Source organism: Micromonospora sp. DT41 (genome assembly GCF_049841715.1).
Taxonomy (GTDB): Bacteria; Actinomycetota; Actinomycetes; order Mycobacteriales; family Micromonosporaceae; genus Micromonospora; species Micromonospora profundi.
In genome coordinates this window covers 48,505-66,861 of record NZ_JBNCKU010000016.1, presented here as the reverse complement: position 1 = coordinate 66,861, position 18,357 = coordinate 48,505, and the positions used below count along the sequence as shown (strand labels likewise).

Annotated in this window: 13 protein-coding genes; 3 read left to right on the top strand and 10 right to left on the bottom strand. The window is 70.9% G+C overall.

The features are described from left to right. The 8 genes from ACLQ23_RS25410 to ACLQ23_RS25375 form a co-directional block, all read right to left on the bottom strand. Entirely contained in the window at positions 1–963 is a 963-nt protein-coding gene (locus tag ACLQ23_RS25410; protein ID WP_053652591.1) for a carbohydrate ABC transporter permease, read from the bottom strand. Between the two features lie 66 nt (positions 964–1,029). After that, the gene (locus tag ACLQ23_RS25405) at positions 1,030–2,334 is read right to left on the bottom strand and encodes an ABC transporter substrate-binding protein (RefSeq protein ID WP_425881209.1); all 1,305 of its coding nucleotides are present in this window, start codon (positions 2,332–2,334) and stop codon (positions 1,030–1,032) included. A gap of 86 nt (positions 2,335–2,420) precedes the next feature. Continuing rightward, positions 2,421–3,503: a LacI family DNA-binding transcriptional regulator gene (locus tag ACLQ23_RS25400; RefSeq protein WP_425881215.1), complete on the bottom strand. Its 1,083-nt coding sequence runs from the start codon at positions 3,501–3,503 to the stop codon at positions 2,421–2,423. A 387-nt stretch (positions 3,504–3,890) separates the two neighbouring features. Continuing rightward, a complete protein-coding gene (locus ACLQ23_RS25395; RefSeq protein ID WP_355594045.1) occupies positions 3,891–4,700 on the bottom strand; it encodes a metal-dependent hydrolase in 810 nt (269 codons plus the stop codon). Positions 4,701–4,802: 102 nt separating this feature from the next. After that, positions 4,803–6,464 (bottom strand): serine/threonine-protein kinase, encoded by a 1,662-nt coding sequence (locus tag ACLQ23_RS25390; RefSeq protein WP_425881208.1) that lies wholly within the window; start codon positions 6,462–6,464, stop codon positions 4,803–4,805. A gap of 119 nt (positions 6,465–6,583) precedes the next feature. Next, positions 6,584–8,353, bottom strand: a complete 1,770-nt coding sequence (locus ACLQ23_RS25385) for a protein kinase domain-containing protein (protein WP_425735963.1) — start codon at positions 8,351–8,353, stop codon at positions 6,584–6,586. A gap of 83 nt (positions 8,354–8,436) precedes the next feature. Beyond that, positions 8,437–9,771: a glycosyltransferase family 4 protein gene (locus tag ACLQ23_RS25380; RefSeq protein WP_355594051.1), complete on the bottom strand. Its 1,335-nt coding sequence runs from the start codon at positions 9,769–9,771 to the stop codon at positions 8,437–8,439. A 138-nt stretch (positions 9,772–9,909) separates the two neighbouring features. Then, the gene (locus ACLQ23_RS25375; protein WP_425735964.1) at positions 9,910–11,853 is read right to left on the bottom strand and encodes an amylo-alpha-1,6-glucosidase; all 1,944 of its coding nucleotides are present in this window, start codon (positions 11,851–11,853) and stop codon (positions 9,910–9,912) included. Between the two features lie 42 nt (positions 11,854–11,895). On the opposite strand from ACLQ23_RS25375, the gene ACLQ23_RS25370 reads away from it, so the two are divergent. Continuing rightward, positions 11,896–14,601 carry an MGH1-like glycoside hydrolase domain-containing protein gene (locus ACLQ23_RS25370; protein WP_355594055.1) on the top strand — a complete coding sequence of 902 codons (2,706 nt, stop codon included), beginning with the start codon at positions 11,896–11,898 and terminating at the stop codon, positions 14,599–14,601. Between the two features lie 122 nt (positions 14,602–14,723). Here ACLQ23_RS25370 and ACLQ23_RS25365 read toward each other — a convergent pair whose 3' ends face one another. Next, complete coding sequence (locus ACLQ23_RS25365) at positions 14,724–15,881, bottom strand: FAD-dependent oxidoreductase (RefSeq protein WP_425735965.1); 1,158 nt, start codon at positions 15,879–15,881, stop codon at positions 14,724–14,726. A 100-nt stretch (positions 15,882–15,981) separates the two neighbouring features. Between ACLQ23_RS25365 and ACLQ23_RS25360 the strand changes: the two genes are divergently transcribed. Further along, positions 15,982–16,599: a TetR/AcrR family transcriptional regulator gene (locus tag ACLQ23_RS25360; protein ID WP_355594059.1), complete on the top strand. Its 618-nt coding sequence runs from the start codon at positions 15,982–15,984 to the stop codon at positions 16,597–16,599. 120 nt (positions 16,600–16,719) lie between these two features. Here ACLQ23_RS25360 and ACLQ23_RS25355 read toward each other — a convergent pair whose 3' ends face one another. Next, positions 16,720–17,328 carry a TetR/AcrR family transcriptional regulator gene (locus tag ACLQ23_RS25355; RefSeq protein ID WP_425735966.1) on the bottom strand — a complete coding sequence of 203 codons (609 nt, stop codon included), beginning with the start codon at positions 17,326–17,328 and terminating at the stop codon, positions 16,720–16,722. A 125-nt stretch (positions 17,329–17,453) separates the two neighbouring features. Here ACLQ23_RS25355 and ACLQ23_RS25350 point away from each other — a divergent pair, with 125 nt between their 5' ends. Continuing rightward, entirely contained in the window at positions 17,454–18,314 is an 861-nt protein-coding gene (locus ACLQ23_RS25350; protein ID WP_425735967.1) for an SDR family oxidoreductase, read from the top strand. Positions 18,315–18,357: the final 43 nt, after the last annotated feature.

Below are 18,357 nucleotides of genomic sequence, written 5' to 3'. Positions count from 1 at the left end.
TCAGAACCCCCGGTCCCGGCGCTCGCTGCGGGCCTGCATCCAGATGAAGACCACAGCCACCACCACGATGATCAGTGTGAGCACTGTCGAGATCGCGGAGCCGTAGCCGACCTGGAGCTTCTTGAAGAACGTGTAGTAGGCGAAGTAGGACGGCACGTTCGTGGCGTTCTCCGGGCCGCCCCGCGTCAGGGCGAAGATCGGCCCGAACACCTTCAACGCGGCGATGGTGCAGGTAAGCGCCACCACGAACGTCTCCGGCCGGATCTGCGGCAGGGTGATCGCCCGGAACCGGTGCAGCCAGTTCGCGCCGTCGACCTCGGCCGCCTCGTACAACTCGGGGTCGACCCGCTGCAACGCCGCCATGAAGACGACAACCGGGTAGCCGATCTGCACCCAGATCATCACCGCCATCACGCTGGGCAGGGCGGTGCCCGGGTCACCGAGCCAGTCGTGGCGCAGCGCGCCGAGCCCGACCGCGTCGAGCAGGCTGTTGAACGCGCCGTCGGGGCGCAGGATCCAGCCCCAGACGATGCCGGCCACCACGACGGGAAGCACCTGCGGCAGGTAGAACGCGGCCCGGAGGGCGGCGGCGGTGCGGGGTTTGAACCGGCGGCCGATGATGTCGAAGAGCACCGAGGCGAGCAGCAGCCCGAGCACTGTCGGCGCCACCACCATTGCCACGAGCATCGCCACCGTGTTGCGGAACGACGCCCAGAACACCTCGTCGTGCAGCAGTTGCCGGTAGTTGTCCAGCCCGATGAATGTGGGGTCGCCGACGCCTGACCACTTGGTCAGCGACAGGTAACCGGTGCCGACCAGCGGCGCGCCGATGACCAGGACGAACAGGACCGCTCCGGGGAGCAGATAGAGCCAGTACGCCGCATTGCGGCCGCGAGGTGCGCGGCGGGGTGCGGGAGGGGTCGGTGTCGCGGCCGGGGCGGCGACGGTCTCGGAGACTGCCATGGAAGATCCTTCCCGGTGGGGCGGCGGACGCGCCGGTTGCGCCGGTCGCGCCCGCCACCCGCCGCGTCACTTGCCGGTGATCTCCTTGACGCCATCGGCGTACGGCTTGGCGATGGTGTCGAGCACCGCATCGGGAGACTTCGACCCGTTGATCAGGGCCTGGAAGCCACCGACGAGCACGTCGTAGTAGCCGGGCACCGGCCAGTCCGGGTAGAACGCCAGGCCGTCCTGCTTGCTGACGGTGTTGAAGTCCTCGATGAGCTTGCGGTCCTTCTCATCGGTGATCTTCGCGGGGTCACCGGCCACCGGTACGCCGCCGTTGTTCCCGATCAGGTCCTGGATCTCCGGGCGCAGTGTGATGTCGATGAAGTCGTACGCCAGGCTCTTGGCCTTGCTCGACGTCGGGACCACCCAGAGGTTGCCGGACGAGCCGGCGTGCAGCGTGTTGCCCGGGAAGAGGAACGTGTCCCAGTTGGCCTTCATCTCGGCCTTGAACCGGCCGTACCACCAGCTGCCCGAGACGATCATCGGGGTCTTGCCGCCGATGAACGCGGTGCCCATGTCCTCGGCCTTGAGGCTCGCGGAGTTCTTGGCGACGTAGCCCTTCTTCACCCACTCGGCGAAGGTGTCCGCGCCGTACTTCAACGGGTCGGCCTTGAAGTCGACGGGGTTCTTGTAGAGCTGGTAGTTGTCGACGAACTGCCGGTCGGCCCTGGCCAGCGCCAGCTGGTAGAAGAGCTGCCCGGCCGGGTATTCGGCACCGGCCATGCCCAGCGGGGTGACGCCCTTGGCGACGAAGGTGTCCATCGCGGCGGTCATCTCGGCGAGGGTGGTGGGCACCGTGACGCCGTTCTGCTGGAACAGGTCCTTGTTGTAGTAGACGGTGACGTACTCGCCGTAGTTCGGCACACCGAACCAGTTGCCCGAGCCCATCACGCCCTTGTCGCTGTAGCGGGCGGTGGTCTGCAGACTGGTGCTGAGCTTGTCGGCCCAGCCGCGCTTGTCGGCCTCGGCGGTCAGGTCGGTGAGCAGGCCCTGCGAGGAGAGCAGCCCGGAAGTGGCGTTGCCCTTGTTGTACTCCATGATGTCCGGGCCCTCGGACGAATTGATGATCATGCCGGCGTTCTGCTGGATCTGCTCGAACGCCTTGCGCTCGAAGCGCACCTCGACGCCCGGATGCTCGGACTTGAAGATCTCGATCGCCCGGTCCCAGGCGACCCCCATGGCGCTGTTGGCGCTCTCGTAGTGCCACAGCTTCAGGGTCTTGGCCCCGCTGTCGTCACCGCTGTCACCGCCGCCGCAGGCGGCCACGGTGGTCGTCGCGGTCGCCGCCAGGGCGATCGCGGCGACGATCCGACGGATTCGCTGCATTGCTATCCTCCTCGTTGAGTATCGAGCCCGGTATCTCACTGGGCCCGTCGTCGCGTTGCAGCGCGGCGGCGGGCCGTTTTAGCTGGTCAGCCCCCGACCGTCGGTAACGGTTCGGAGGTGGTCACTGTCGGCCGTCGTGGTCCAGAGGTGGTCACTGTCGGTCGTCGTGGCGCGGCGGTCGATCCGCGGATCTCCAGCGCGCACGGCAGCAGTTGCTGGTGGCGCTCGTTGCCGGGCCCGTCCAGGTGCCGCACCAACGCCTCGATCGCGATCCGCCCCAGCGCCGATCCGGGCGACGTCATGGCGGTCAGCGCCGGGGTGGCCAGCTCGGCAACCTGCGGAGAGGTGACCATCGAAACGACCGAGACGTCGTCGGGCACCGACAGCCCACGACCCGTCAACTCCCCGAGGATGCCGAAGATCGCGGTCTCGTTCATGGCCAGCACCGCGGTCAGCGCCGGCGCCTGCGCGAACGCGGCGGCCAGGGCTGCCCGGCCGCCGGCGGCGCTGTCCTCGGTGGGGATCATCACCGGATCGAGGCCGTACCCGGTCATCGCCGCCACGAACGCGTCCCGGGTACGCAGCGCGGGGCCGTAGCCGCTGGCCAGGGTGGCGGCCGAGTGGTTGACGTACACGATGTGCCGGTGCCCCAGGCCGACCAGGTGCTCGACGGCCTCCCGTACGGTCTGCTCGAAGTCGATGTCGACGTAGGAGAGCGCGTCGGCGTCGCCGGTGCGGCCGATCAGCACCAGCGGCACGCCGGCCTCCTGGAGCACTGTGACCCGCTCGTCGGCGAGCTGCACCTCCATCAGCACGACGCCGTCGAGCATCCGCTGGGTGGCGAGCCGCCGTAGGTCGTCCAGGTCACCGCCGCCGCCGATCGGAGAGAGCACCAGGTGGTAGCCGGCGACGCTTGCCGCGGCGGCAGCCCCGGTGACGAACGCGGTCTCGGTCGCACCCAGGCCGCGCTCGTCCATGGGCATCAGCAGGCCGAGGATCCGGCTGCGCCGGCTTGCCAGGCCACGGGCCATCGCGTTGGGCTGGTAGTCGAGCTCGGCTATCGCCGCGAGGACCTTGTCCCGGGTCACCTGCGAGATCGGCCGGGTGCCGGTGAGCACGTACGACACGGTGCTTACCGACACCTGTGCGAGGCGGGCGACGTCGTGCATGGTGGCCACCGCGTACCTCCTTCGGCCCGGTGGGGGAGTGATCCCGAATTGAGCGTCGAAGCGTTTCGACTAAGCGTTTCGACAGACGCTAGGGCACCTGTTACGGCGTCGTCAATAGCCGATGTCGAAATGAAGTCAGGACCCTCCGGCGGTCCAGGCCCGCGCCCTTGCCGGCGGCGGTCGGACCCGGCCCACTCTCACCTGCGCCTGCGGCGAGGGCGTGCGGCGTCATGATCACGCTCGATCCTGGAAATGGTCCCCTCGGCCAAGAGGGAGACCACTACATCCAGGATCGAGCACGATCAGGGGCGCGGGGCGCGGGGCGCGGGGCGCGGGGCGCGGGGCGCGGGGCGCGGGGCGCGGCGATGATGGGCGCAGCCGGGCCGCCTACATGTCGATGTTGAACCGTTGCAGCACCGACGGGGCGATCAGGCCGGCGGTGGCGAGCGCAGACACCACTGTGAGTACGGTGCGCAGCACGACGACCTCGGTCTTGCTGCCGGTGCGCAGCGCGATGCTGTTCGGCAGGCCGATCATCGTCCACATCCGACGCTTGATCGGGATCGGCCACAGGATCGGCACACCGGCTCTGGTGATCATGTCGCCGAGGATGTGCACGAAGCAGCCCACCCCCACGGCCGTGCCGATCAGCGGATAGCCCCGCCCGCCGGGCAGGTTGGCGAAGGTGAACCAGGCCGCGCCGGCCGACGCGAGGGTCACGATCACCCAGCCGGCCCGCTCGGCCCACTTGTCGAAGAGCCCTCGCAGGGCGAGGCCGAACATGAAGAACAGGATCGTGATCACCGCCCACTTGCCGTACGCGGCGCAGAGCGCGGTGGTGCCCCAGCCGACAAGCAGCGTGAACGGGATGGTGTGGGTAAGCGTCCGGTGGCCGTTGTTGCGGCGCGGATCCTTGCTGAGCTTCGTCGCGTAGTAGACCCCGAGGGAGATCTTCTCCATGACCTCGGCGACGAAGAGGGAGAAGACCCCGAAGGTGCGGGCCACTGTGGCGCCACCCTGGTTGCGGGTCACCTTGCCCGACAGGTCGAGGTCGGGAAAGAGCGCCCCACCCGCGCACACAGCGGTGCCCACGGCCAACGCCAGCGGTGACTGCTGGTAGTCGGCGAACTGGTCCAGCGCCCAGGACCCGGCCAGCCATACCGCCGCGCCGGACAGCGCGTGCGACGGTCCCATCATCTCGGCTCACCCTCCCCAGGGATCTTGAGCGCCAAAACTACGCCACTGTAGTCAGGGGCCGCGCCGCAGGGGCATCAGCCGAACCGTCTACAACGGACGGTGTCAGAGGGTGGGTGTGAAGCTCTGCCGGATCATCACGAAGTATGCCGCGTTGACCTGCCAATCGAACTCTTTTGTCAACCACGAGACGGTGAACGCCTGCCCCGCCGAAGTGTTGGCGAGCAGCCGGATGCTGTGCACCCGCTCCCCGGCGGCGTTCTCCCAACTGCACTCCCACAGCGCGGCGCCGTCGAAGACGTCGAGCCCCGAGATGTCCACCTTCCGGTAGCCAGGCAGTGCCGCGCCGCCGACGAGCCGGGTCTCCTCGGCCTTCCAGTGCGCCACCGGGTCGGCCCGTCGCGGACCGACCTCGACGCTGAGCACCCGGGCCCCGCTGGGCTCCCGGAAGCAGGTCACCGCCTCCTCGGTCCAGCGCGCCCAGCCCACCGGCGCTGCGATCCGAAAGCCGGCGGGGTCGTCGTGCCAGGTCCAGCCGGTCCGCAGCCGGTAGCGTGAGTCGGCCGGCGGAGACATCGACGGCACCGGCGTGGCCACGGGTGGCGGGGGCGTCGCGCAGGCGAACGCCGCCGGTCGGGTGGCTGTCGCACCGCCGCCGGCGCCGGACGGTGTCGCCCGCTCGTCGTGGCGGTTGATCAGCACAGCCGTGACGCCTCCGGCGACCAGCAGCGCCACAGCGGTGACCGCGCCAGCCGCAGCGATCAACCGCCCACGCCGTACGCCCCGGCGGCCCGCTGGCCAGGCGGGCGGCACGGGCAGCTCGGCCGGCTGCTCCGGGGGCAGGTCAGCGGGCAGTTCGGCGGGCGGTTCAGCGGGAGGTGACGCCGACCGGCCGGCGTCACGCAGAGCCGCCACCGCCGCCGAGCGGGCCGGTTCGGCAGGCTGGTCGTGGGCCGCGACAGCGGCGGCGCGCAGCAGCGGCTCGGCCTCGGCGGCTGTCAGCCGCCGCCACGGGTCGCGCTGCAACAGCCCGGTGAGCACGGGACGCAACGGTCCGGCGCGGCGCATCGGGTCCGGCGGTTCGACTGCCAGCGCGCTGAGCGTTGCCATCGCGCTGGACCGGGCGTACGGGGACTGGCCCTCGACCGTCGCGTAGAGCGTCGCGCCCAGCGACCACAGGTCGGTACGTGGGTCGGAGACACCCTCGCGGGCCCGCTCCGGGGCGACGAACTGCGGTGAGCCGAGCACCGTACCCGGGCCGGTCATCGTCCCGTCGCCGCCGTCGAACGTCGCCAACCCGAAGTCGGTGAGCACCACCCGCCCGTCGTCGGCGACGAGCACGTTGTGCGGCTTCACGTCGCGGTGCAGCACACCGGCGGTGTGCGCGGCCCGCAACGCGGCGAGCACCGCCAACCCGATCCGGGCCGTACGCTGCGGGCTCAGCGGACCCTCGGCGCTGATGATCTGTTGCACCGATCGGGACGGCACATACTCCATCACGATCCACGGGCTGTCCCGGTCGTGCACGACATCGTAGATGCGCACGACGTTGGGGTGGTTGAGCCGGGCGGCCGTACGCGCCTCGCGCAGCGTCCGGAACCGGAGTTCGGCGCGGTCGGACTCGGCCAGCCAGGACGGCGGAACGACCTCCTTCACCGCGACGTCGCGGTGCAACATTTCGTCGCGAGCCAACCAGACCCGGCCCATCCCGCCGGTGCCGACCAGGTCGAGCAGCCGGTACCGACCCGCGATCAGCAACTGCTGCACGGTCGCTCCCCCTCGGTCACCCCGAGTTACACGATAACCACCGATGCGGGTTTTCTCATCCGCTGAGCGGCCTCGATCCACGACGGACAGAGGGGGCAACCACGGCCGTACGGCGCAGGTCAGGGGGGTGGTCGGAAACTGCTTCGGATCACCGGCCAGTCAGCGTTGGCAGCCGTCCAGTCCCCGTCGTGGGTGATCCAGCCAAGCGTCCAGCGCCCGCCCCCGACGACGTCCTGCCGCGCGTGCAGCATTCCGCCGTGCGGTGTCCGCCACCGGGACTCCCACTCCGCGCCCGCGCCGGTGTCGGCGAGGCGCACCTCGTCGTACCCCACGAGGGCGCCGGCCGCGGCGGCCGCGTCGCGGAGCGCGCGCAGCCGGGTCAGCGGGTCGGGCGCACCGCCCTCGGCGACGCTGAGGGCCCGGCCGGTCGCCGGGTCCTGGAAGCAGGCCACGGCCCCGTCGCGGGAGTAACGCCAGGTCGCCGGCACCGAGATCCGAAAGCCGGTGGTGTCGGCGTGCCACACCCAGCCGGGTGGAAGTCGCAGCCGCTCGCCCGGTGGCGGCGACCAGGCCGGCACCGGCGTGCCGACGATGTCCGGGCGTACGCAGGGAAAGGGGGGAGGAGCGATGCTCTGTCCGCCAGGTGGCGGGACGGGTCGGCCACGGCCGTCGCCGGGCGGCCTGTCCGGGCCTCCACCGTCGTTCGGGCCGCCGTCGCCGTACTGCCCGTCCGGGCCGCCGCCGGGTAGCTGATCCGTCGACGACACAGTGGGGCGGGCGGCGGTGTCGCTCGGGCCGTCGCCAGCGAACGCCAGCGCGGTGCCGACGCCCGCGGCGACCACCACCAGCAGCGCCGTGCCGACAACCGCCGCCTGGCGTCGCGTCGGTAGCCGTCCCGATCGGGCGGCCGCCGCCGCTGCTGTGGACGCCACCTTCGCCGACGGCCGACGACCGGGCCCGCCGTCACCAGCGCTGGCGGAGACCGGGCCGGTGTCGGTCGAACCGCCGTCGGACGGGCCCGCGTCATCTGGGCCGGCGCCGTCGGAGCTGCCGGCATCCGAACTGGCGACCGGCGCCGCGGCGTCGCTTGTCGCGGCGGCGTCGAGCAACCGGTGGGCCTCGTCGTGGCCGAGGCGGTGCAGTGGATCGCGGGACAGCAGCCCGGCGAGCACCGGCGCGAGCGGCCCGGCGTGCGGGGCCGGGTCCGGTGGGCCGGCGGCCAACGCGCTGAGGGTGGCCATCGCGGTGCTGCGGGCGTACGGGGAGCGGCCCTCCACCGCGGCGTGCAGGGTGGCGCCGAGCGACCACAGGTCGGCAGCCACTGTGGACACTCCCTCGGCGGCACGCTCCGGAGCGACGTACTGCGGGGAGCCGAGGACCATCCCGGGGCGGGTCATCGCGCCGTCGCCACCGTCGAAGGTGGCCAGCCCGAAGTCGGTGAGCATCACCCGCCCGTCGTGGGCCATGAGCACGTTCTGCGGTTTGACGTCGCGGTGCAGCACCCCTACCGCGTGCGCGGCGCGCAGCGCGTCGAGCAGGGCAAGGCCGATCCGGGCGGCGCGGACCGGCGCCAACGGCCCCTCGTCGTCGAGGACGTCCTGAAGGGTGCGCGAGGGGACGTACTCCATCACGATCCACGGGCTGCCCTCGACCGGGACGACGTCGTAGAGCCGGACCACGGCGGGGTGGTTGAGCCGGGCCGCGGCGCGGGCCTCCCGCAGGGTGCGCGAGCGCAACTCGGCACGGTCGTGGTCGGTCAGCCAACTCGGCGGTACGACCTCCTTGACGGCGACCTCGCGGTGCAGCATCTCGTCGTGGGCTCGCCACACCCGACCCATGCCCCCGCGACCCACCAGGTCGAGCAGCCGGTACCGACCGGCAATCAGCACCTGCGCACGCTCCTCCTCAGCCGCTGTCCGGGGTACACCCTATCCAGCGGATCGGAAGTCACCTATCGGTCGTCCGACTTACCTCAGCAGGCGGCGTGGTCGGCGGCAGCGAGCAGATTGCCCTCCGGTACGGCGATCCGGGTACGGCCGCCGGCCAGTTGGGCAGCGGCGCGTCGGGCCTGGAGGGGGCCGTGCTCGCGGCGGGCGCTCGCGTAACTTGCGGCGGTGCGGGCCGCGATGGTGGCCCAGCCGTACCGCTCACCGACCATGGCACGGGCGCGTCGCGCGACCCGCCTGGCGAAGATCTCGTCGCCGAGGAGCTGACCGACGGCGCCGGCGAGGGCGGCGGGGTCACTGTGCGGGAACGTCACACCTGTCACGCCGGGTTCGACGATCTCGGCGAGGCCGCCGGTGCGGGCCACTGCCAGGGGCGCACCGGCAGCAGCCGCCTCCAGCGCCACCATGCCGAACGGCTCGTAGAGGCTGGGGACCACTGTCGCGTCGGTGGCGCCGAGTACCGCCGGAAGCTGGGTGGCGTCGAGGAAGCCTGTGAAGCTGACTGTCGAACCGAGCGCCAGACGGCGTGCCTCGGCCTCCAACTCGGCGCGGTACGGGCCATCGCCGGCGATCACCACGCGCAGCCCGGGGTGCTGCTCGCGCAGCCGGGGTACGGCGTGCACGAGGTGCTGCACGCCCTTCTCGTAGACGAGCCGTCCGGCGTACCCGACGAGGGGGCCGTCGGCGGCGAACCGGGCACGGGCCGACGCGACCGCGCGGGGCCGGGCCCGCCAGGCCCGGTCGTCGACGCCGTTGGGCACCACGTCGACCTGCTCGGCGGGTACGTCGAAGAGCGCGCCCACCTGGTCGCGCATGTAACCCGAACAGGTGATCACGCGGGTGGAGGCCCCGGTGAGCCAGTGCTCGACGCCGTGGATCGTGCGGTTCATCTCCTCGGGCAGCCAGCCCTGGTGCCGGCCCGCCTCGGTGGCGTGCATCGTCGTGACAAGCGGCAGGTCCAGGTGGTCGGAGAGGGTCATGGCGGTGTGGGCGACGAGCCAGTCGTGGGCGTGGATGACGTCGTAGGTGCCGGCTTCGGTGGCGCGCAGGGCGGTGCGGGTGAGGGTGTGGTTGAAGGCCATGGTCCAGGCCAGCAGGCTGCCGGTGGCCAGGGGGAAGGTGACGGGGTCTTCGGGGGCGCGCAGGATGCGGACGCCGTCGGCGTACTCCTCAAGGGGTGCGCCGTCGGCGTGGCGGGTGACGACTGTGACTTCGTGGCCGGCTTTGGCGAGGGCTACGGAGAGGGCGTGGACGTGTCGGCCGAGGCCACCGACGAGCACCGGCGGGTACTCCCAGGACAGCATCAGCACCCGCAGGTGACGGGTGGGGTGGATGTCGATCACGTGGGCGTCGGGTGACATTGCGGCCCCCTTTGAGTTGTCCCCGGGCGCGCGCCGACCGGCACCGAACCCGGTGCCGCCGTCGCGTCTGGATCGGGCCCCATCCTGCCGGGGCCGAGATAACCAGCGGAGACACCGCCGTTGCGGTCATGTAAAGCGCTACTGGCCCTTTCGGCGCACCCGCAGCAGCTCGGCGACCGACCATGCCTGGAAGGGGCATCCGGTCGCGGCGTGCGGCGCGAGGCCGTCGGCTGTCTCGCTCACCGAGCCTAACCCATATTCGGTCAGATGAGCCTCAATACCGACCAATACGTCATCGACCGACATCTTGCCCCTGCGGCACGCGTCGACGTACGGGCCGACGAGCCACGGCCACACAGTGCCCTGGTGGTAGCCGCCGTCCCGCTCCGCCGGACCACCACGGTGCCGACCCACGAACTCCGGCGAATCCGGTGCGAGACTGCGCGGCCCCAACGGAGTGAGCAGCCCTGCCGCGACCCGCCGCAACGTCGGCTCGTCCGGCTCCAACGGCGCGAACGGCAACGACCACGCCAGCAGCTGGTTGGGTCGCAAGGCGTCGTCGTCGTGCAGGGCCGCGCCACCCAGCGGGTACGCGGGAGCGGGCGCGTCGAGCACGTCGTACAACCAGCCGGCCGGGGACGGATAGCGGCCCCGGAACGAGGCGGTCGCCTGCCCGTGCCGCCGCCACAGCTCGTCCGCGTCCTGACCGGCCAACTCGGTCAGCTCGGCGAGCCCGGCCAGCCCGTTGATCCACAGCGCGTTGACCTCGACAGGCTTGCCGGTACGCGGAGTGACCGGCACCCCGTACACGCGGGCGTCCATCCAGGTCAGGGCGGTGCCCGGGGCGCCCTGGGCGAGCAGCCCGTCGGCCGGGTCGACGCCGATGCCGTAGCGGGTGCCCGCCACGTGGGCGTCGATCACCGTACGCAGCGCGGGCAGCAACTCGTCGCCGAGATCGGTGTCACCCGTGACGGTGACGTGTCGGCTCACCGCGTGCAGGAACCACAGCGTGCCGTCGACGGTGTTGTACTCCACCCGCCCGGTGTCGGCCGTGTTGGCGAGCATCCCCTCGGACAGCGTCGCCGCGTACGCCCGCAGCAGCTCCCGGCCCTCGGCGGCGCGATTGGTGCAGAGGAAGAGCCCTTCGTAGGAGATCATCGTGTCCCGCGACCAGGCGCCGAACCACGGATACCCGGCGACCACGTCGACCGCTCCGCCGCCAGGACGCACCACGAACGCGTCGGCGGCGAGCGTGAGCGTCGCCTCCACGTCATCCGTCGGGTTCGCCGTCGCCACCACCTGACGGTTGCGTCGCCGGGCGGTCGCCACGATCTGCGCGGCGGGCGGCGGCTCCTCGTCCAGCCGGCCCGCCCACGCCCGGACCGACACCGTGTCGCCGGGGCGTTCCAGCTCACCGACGAAGCGTCCGGCGTACCAGACGTCCTCGTCCGGGTGCAGCCCTCGGATGGCCTCCTCCCGGTGGTGCACGCCAAGCCACCACTGCCCTTCCGGCGTCCAGCCCGGGCCGGCGAGCCGGTACGCGCCCTCGACCACGGCGCCGTCGCCGACCGTCTCGACCTGCGGCGTGGGACCGTCGGCCCGCCGCTCGCCGTGCGCGTCGCGCCAGGTGCAGGCGGCCGACAGCTCCAACCGGACCGGGCCGCCGGCGATCAGCCGGTGCACCACCGCCACGCAGGACCGGCCGGGCAGTATGGCCAGCTCCCGCTCGATCACGACGCCGCCGATCCGCCACCGCCACCGGGGCAGCCCGTCGACCAGGTCGAAGCGTTCGAGCAGTTCGAAGCCGCGCGGGTCGACGTCGCCGGAGGCCCACTCGTGCGCGCCGAGCCGGACCCGCGCGCCCGACGGCAGGGTGACCGCCGGATCGAGACTCGCCAGTCCCACCTGACGGGACGCGGGTGTTTCGCCCGGCACCACTAGCAGACCGTGGTACCGGCGGGTCCGCAGTCCGGAGACCGTGCCCATCGCGTACCCGCCGACACCGTCGGGCACCAGCCACTCCCGGCTGGACGCGCTCGCCAGATCGCCACAGACCTGCGGGCCGAAGTGAATGTCGATCAACTTTCCTCCACCGACGGCAAGGTGTAACACGCCACGACGACAATGGCTGCTGTGGTCAAGTACGGAGACGGCGTCAAGGATGTGTACGTGATCACTGACCGATCGTCCTCCGACGCCTCGCCACCCGACGCTGAGCGGCTCCGGCTCGCCCAGGCCGACTCGGGGGAGCAGGACTGGCGCGCATGGGGTCCCTATCTGTCCGAACGGGCGTGGGGGACGGTACGGGAGGACTACAGCGAGCACGGTACGGCGTGGGACTACTTCCCGCATGACCACGCGCGGTCCAGAGCCTACCGGTGGAACGAAGACGGGATGGCAGGCGTCTGCGACGACCGGCAGACCTTCGCGTTCGCTCTCGCGCTCTGGAACGGCAAGGACCCGATCCTCAAGGAGCGGATGTTCGGCCTGGGCGGCGACAGCGGCAACCACGGCGAGGACGTCAAGGAGTACTGGTGGTACGAGGACTCCACGCCCACCCACTCCTGGATGCGCTGGCGCTACCACTACCCGCAGGCGGCCTTCCCGTACGACGAACTCGTCGCCGTGAACGCGCTGCGCGGCCGGGATGACACCGAGTACGAGCTGGTGGACACCGGCATCTTCGACGAGGACCGGTACTGGGCGGTGACAGTCGACTACGCCAAGGCGTCCCCGACCGACCTGTGCATGGTGGTGACGGTCGCCAACCGGGGTGACCGGGCGGCGACCCTGCACGTGCTGCCCACCCTGTGGTTCCGCAACACGTGGGCGTGGGGTCTGCCCGGGGGCGACCGGATTCCCCGACTGACCGGCGAAGGCACCCGGCTGGTCGGTGAGCACCGGGTCCTCGGCCAACTGCTGCTGGAGGGCGACGGTGGCCCGGTGCCGCTGCTCTGCGACAACGACACGAACGCCGAGCGGCTCTGGGGCCTGCCGGGCCGCTCGAAGTACCCGAAGGACGGCATCAACGACCACGTGGTCAATGGCGCGGCCACCGTCAACCCGGCCCGGGAGGGCACCAAGGGCGCGCTGCACTACGTCCTCGACGTGCCGCCCGGCGGGCAGCGCCAGATCCGGCTGCGACTTACCCGTACCGCGTCGCCTCCGGCGTCGGCCCCGCCGCCCCCGGCCGACCTGCGCGACGGCTTCGAGGCGGTGGTGTGGGCGCGGCGGGCCGAGGCGAACCGGTTCTTCGCAAGCGTGATCCCGGAGGCCGCCACAGCCGATGAGGCGCTGGTCGCCCGGCAGGCCATCGCCGGGCTCATGTGGGGCAAGCAGTTCTACCACTTCGACGTCAAGCGCTGGCTCGAAGGCGACCCGGGGTCGACGCCGCCGGCCGGGCGCCGGCACGGACGCAACAGCGCCTGGTGGCACATGACCAGCTTCGACGTGATCTCCATGCCCGACCCGTGGGAATATCCCTGGTACGCAGCCTGGGATCTGGCCTTCCACTGCGTGAGCATCGCCCGCGTCGACCCCGGCTTCGCCAAGGAGCAGCTGCTGCTCCTGCTGCGCGAGTGGTACCTGCACCCCAACGGGCAGATCCCCGCGTACGAGTGGGCGTTCGGCGACGTGAACCCACCGGTGCACGCCTGGGCGGCGCTGAAGGTCTTCGAGATCGACGGCGGGCGGGACTTCGAGTTCCTGGCCCGGGTGATGCACAAGCTGCTGCTCAACTTCACCTGGTGGGTCAACCGCAAGGACACCGGCGGCAACAACGTCTTCGAGGGAGGCTTCCTCGGGCTGGACAACGTCGGTCCGTTCGACCGCTCGGCGGCGCTGCCGGTGGCGGGTGTGCTGGAGCAGTCCGACGGCACCGGCTGGATGGCCATGTACGCCCTCAACCTGCTGGACATCGCGATCGTGCTCGCCGAACACGACCGCACCTGGGTGGACACGGCCACCAAGTTCTTCGAGCACTTCGCGTACATCGCCGCCGCCGCGTACGAGCAGGGGCTCTGGGACGACGAGGACGCCTTCTTCTACGACGTGCTGCGCCTCGCCGACGGCACGAAGGTGCCGTTGAAGGTCCGCTCGGTGGTCGGGCTGCTGCCGCTGGCCGCCACCACCAGGCTGACCGCCAAGACCCTGCACCGGCTGCCGGAGCTGGGCGCCCGGCTGCGCTGGTTCCTCACCAACCGCCCGGAGTACGCGCAGGTGATCGGCACCCGTCGCCTCGGCCCGGACGGACGCCAGCAGCGGCTGCTGTCAATGGTCGGCCCGGAGCAGGTGGTCCGGCTGCTCGCCCGGATGCTCGACTCCGACGAGTTCCTCTCCGACTTCGGCCTTCGTACGCTGTCCCGCGCGCACCTGGACAAGCCGTTCTCGGTCACCCTCGGCGGGCAGGAGTTCTCCGTCGGCTACGAACCTGCCGAGTCGACGAGTGGGCTGTTCGGCGGCAACTCGAACTGGCGTGGTCCCATCTGGATGCCGACGAACTTCCTGCTGATCAGCGCGCTGCGCGACTACGCGGCGTTCTTCGGCGACGACCTCCAGGTGGAGTATCCGACCCGCTCCGGTGTGAAACGGTCGCTGGACGAGATCGCCGACGACCTCTCGGCCCGGCTGATCTCGCTGTTCACCCAGGACGACTGGGGGCGCCGCCCGATCTACGGCGCGGCGCAGCTGTTCCAGACCCACCCGGACTGGCGGGACCTGATCGCGTTCCCGGAGTACTTCCACGGTGACAACGGCGCCGGCCTGGGCGCCTGGCACCAGACCGGCTGGACGGCCCTGGTAGCCGACCTGATCCTCACCCTGCGCCGCTGACCCGCCCTGCCCTGCCCGCAAGATCCGAGCAACATCAGGGATGCTGCTGCCTCCGGCCTCCGGGAGACAGCACCATCACCGAAAGTGCGCGGATCTTGCCGGCGCGGGCCGGGACGTGCTTCTCAGCGGTTTGCGCGTTCGATGCCTCTGCGGACCAGGTTGCTGACGCCGGGAAGGGTGATCGCCCGCATTGTCAGATCGTTCATCCAGACGTGGAATCGGCTTGGTGGCGCGTACTGGAGCATTCCCCGGCGGGCGAGTGCCTGTCGCTTGCTGACCTCCGGGCGTAGGCCGGTCTCCCACTCGGCAAGTGCCGCCGGGAGGTCGTCGCCGTGCCGCCGCAGTGCCGCGCCGAGGTGGTCGGCGCCGGCCAGTGCGAGGGCCGCGCCGTGTCCGGCGAAGAGCGTGACGCACCACGCCGCGTCTCCGAGCAGCACGACCCGGCCTGTGCTCCAGTGCGGCATGACCACCTGGCTGACGGCGTCGAAGTAGGCGTTGGCCGGGTCCTTCGTGAGGTGGCGGATCGCCTCGGGAACGCCGCCGCCCAGATCCCCGAACGCAGTGCCCAGCGCCTCGACAGGCCCGCGCCGGAGATCGGCGCCCGGGTCCGCGCATCGGTACGTGAAGAACACCGACGACCGCTGCGGGCCGAGGTTCACGATGGCGGCCGTCCGGCCCGGACCGATGAACGTCGTCGCGGAAGACTCGGGCACGCCGGGCACCGGGTGGTCCAGAGGGAAGGCGGCCACGAGGTACGGACTGTCAACCACGAAATCAGACCCGAAGACCGCGGTACGCGTTGCCGAGTGCACTCCGTCGCAGCCGACTAGCAGGTCAGCGTGTTCGGTGGTGCCGTCGCTCAACTCCACGCGTACGCCATCGGTGTCCTGCTCGACGGACTCCACAGTGGCGCCGAAGCGGATGTCCGCACGGTCCCGCGCCGCTTCGAAGAGGCTGGTTTCCAGGTCGCCGCGGAACACCGACATGGTGCGTTCGCCGAGGGCGGCTTCGGCGATGGCGGCAGGCACTGTGAACTTGGGTCGTCCGTCGGCGTGCACCAGCACTGTGGTGAAGAGTCCCAGTTCGGAGGCGGACAGGGCGGGGAGCAGTCCGAGGCGTTCGGCGGCGTCGTACCCCGGGCCGATCAGGTTCACCATGTAGCCGCTGCTGCGGCGGCCTGGCGCGCGTTCCACGACGACGACGTGCCACCCGTCGCGCCCGAGTCGGAGGGCTGTGGCCAGCCCGGCTATGCCGGCACCCACGATCACCGCGCGTTTCATCAAGTACCTCGCAACCAGGAATGAGCATCTGCTCAAACTAGTATGAGCGAATGTTCATACCGATGTAAATGGCGGCGGCGGTACCGCCTAGACTTCAGGCATGCCGCGCGGTGTCGCCATCCCAGCGCTCAGGCAGCAGCTCTTCGCTGCCGTCGAGCGGCTGATCGCGCAAGACGGACCGAGTCGACTCACCGGCCGTGCCGTGACGCGCGAAGCCGGTGTCGCGACCGGTCTGCTCTACGCGCACTTCGCCAACTTCGACGACTTCCTTACCGCCTACGCGATCGACCGGGCGTTCCAGGTCTCCGGCGAGGTGGCCGGCCTACCGGAGCGCGCCGGGTCCGACACCGTGGCGGAAAACCTGCGGCAGGCGGTCCTTGCGACACCGCTGGGCACGCTTACGGCGTTGGCCCGGCTCACTGCCTCCCGGCCGGAGCTGACGGCACAGGTCGAGGCGGTGCTGGGCAGTGGGATCTCGGGGTTGCACGGCATCGAGCGCGCGATTGCCGGCTATCTGGCCGCCGAGCAGGGGATCGGGCGGGTGCCCGCCGGGGTCGACACCGAGGCGCTGGCTCTGGTGGTCGTCGGCGCGCTGCACCACGTCGCGCTGACCAGCCAGGCCGACTCATCGGCGTCCCACCGCGTCGAGCGTGCGATAGGCGTCCTCACCAGCGGCTTCCCCGCCGTCGCGTCCGAGGTCGCGCCGCCGCGCCAATGATCGTGCTCGATCATTGTTGCGGTGGTGTCGCTTGCGGCAGGAGGCCACCGCTTCCTGGTTCGAGCACGATCGTCGCGATCGGCGGCCGCCGCGTGGTGGTCGTTGGGCGAGGGCCCGGGTTCAGTGGCGCGGGCGCAATCCGTTGAGCGCTGTGGCTACGACGCGATCGGCGTACTCGGCGGTGAGGGGGCCGCTGCGGTGCAGCCACCTGTTGAGCAGGGGACCCCAGATCATCTCCACGGCCACGTCGAGGTCGAGGTCCTCGGCGAGTTGCCCCGCCTGCTGGGCGCTGCGCAGCCGCTGACGCTTGGCTTCCTTCAACGGCCCGTCCAGCCGTTCGGCGTAGACGGCAGCCAAGTCCGGGTCGTGCGCGATCTCGGTGGCCAACGCCCGCATCGGCTGGTCGTGCCGGGGGTCGTTCAACTCCTCGACGGTGGCGCGGAGCACCGCGCGCAGGTCGGCTTCCAGGTCTCCGGTGTGGGGCAGCACCGGGGGCTCACCTTCGCTGGCGCTGAGCAGGAGGAAGGCGTCGAAGATGACAGCGCCCTTTGACGGCCACCAGCGGTAGATGGTCTGTTTGCCCACGCCGGCGCGCGCGGCGATGCCCTCGATGCTGAGTTTGGCGTAACCGACCTCCCTGAGCAGGTCGAACGCGGCCGTGAGGATGGCCTGGCGCGAGGTCTCCTTCCGGCGGGCGGCGTTGGGAGCGGCCCGGTGTTGCGTCGCCATGGGCCGAAGATACCAGGTGCGAGACGGTCCGTCTCGTCTTGACGGGAGGGGTGGGCGCGACCTACCGTCAGGTGCAGGCGAGACGGTCCGTCTCGTCTCGTATCGACGGAGGATGGAGATCGACTGTGCGCACCCCGACCGGCACCGCACCGCGTACCTGGTTCATCACCGGCGCCAGCCGCGGCCTGGGCCGCGCGTTCGCCATCGCCGCCCTCGAACGCGGCGATCAGGTGGTCGGCGCGGCGCGGACCATCGCCCGGCACGACTTCGACGAGCGCCACGGCGACCGCCTGCTCGCCCTTCCACTCGACGTGACCGACCGGGCGGCGGTCTTCGCCGCCGTCACCACCGCTGCCGAGCACTTCGGAGGGCTCGACATCGTCGTCAACAACGCCGGCACCATGTCGCTGGGCATGCTCGAAGAGTTCACCGAGGTGCAGGCGCGGGCACAGTTCGAGGTCAACGTGTTCGGCGCGCTCTGGGTGAGCCAGGCCGCGCTGCCGTACCTGCGGGCCCGGCGGGCCGGCCACATCGTGCAGATCTCCAGCATCGCCGCGCTGGGCGGCTTTCCGAGCACCGGAATGTACAGCGCGAGCAAATTCGCGCTGGAGGGCATGAGTGAGGCGCTGGCGATGGAGGCCGCGACCTTCGGGACAACGGTCAGCATCGTGCAGCCCGGCGGCTACTGGACCGACCTGTACACAAGCGCGACCTCCACAAGCCCGATGGAGGAGTACGGGCCACTGCGCGCCGAACTGGAGCGGCAGTGGGCCGAAGACTCGATCGACAGCGAGCCCCGACTGGCCGCCGAGGCGCTGCTGAAACTCGTCGACAGTGACGATCCGCCGCTGCGGCTCCTGCTCGGCAGCACGGTCTACGACCTGGCGTTCGACATCTCCCGCCGCCGGATGGACACCTGGGCCGGCTGGGAGCAGGTGAGCAGGCTCGCCGAGCACGCCGTCCCGGCCCCTGGTGGCACACCCTGACGCCAGTCACCAATCCGTCACCAAGCGACTACCTGCGGTGTTC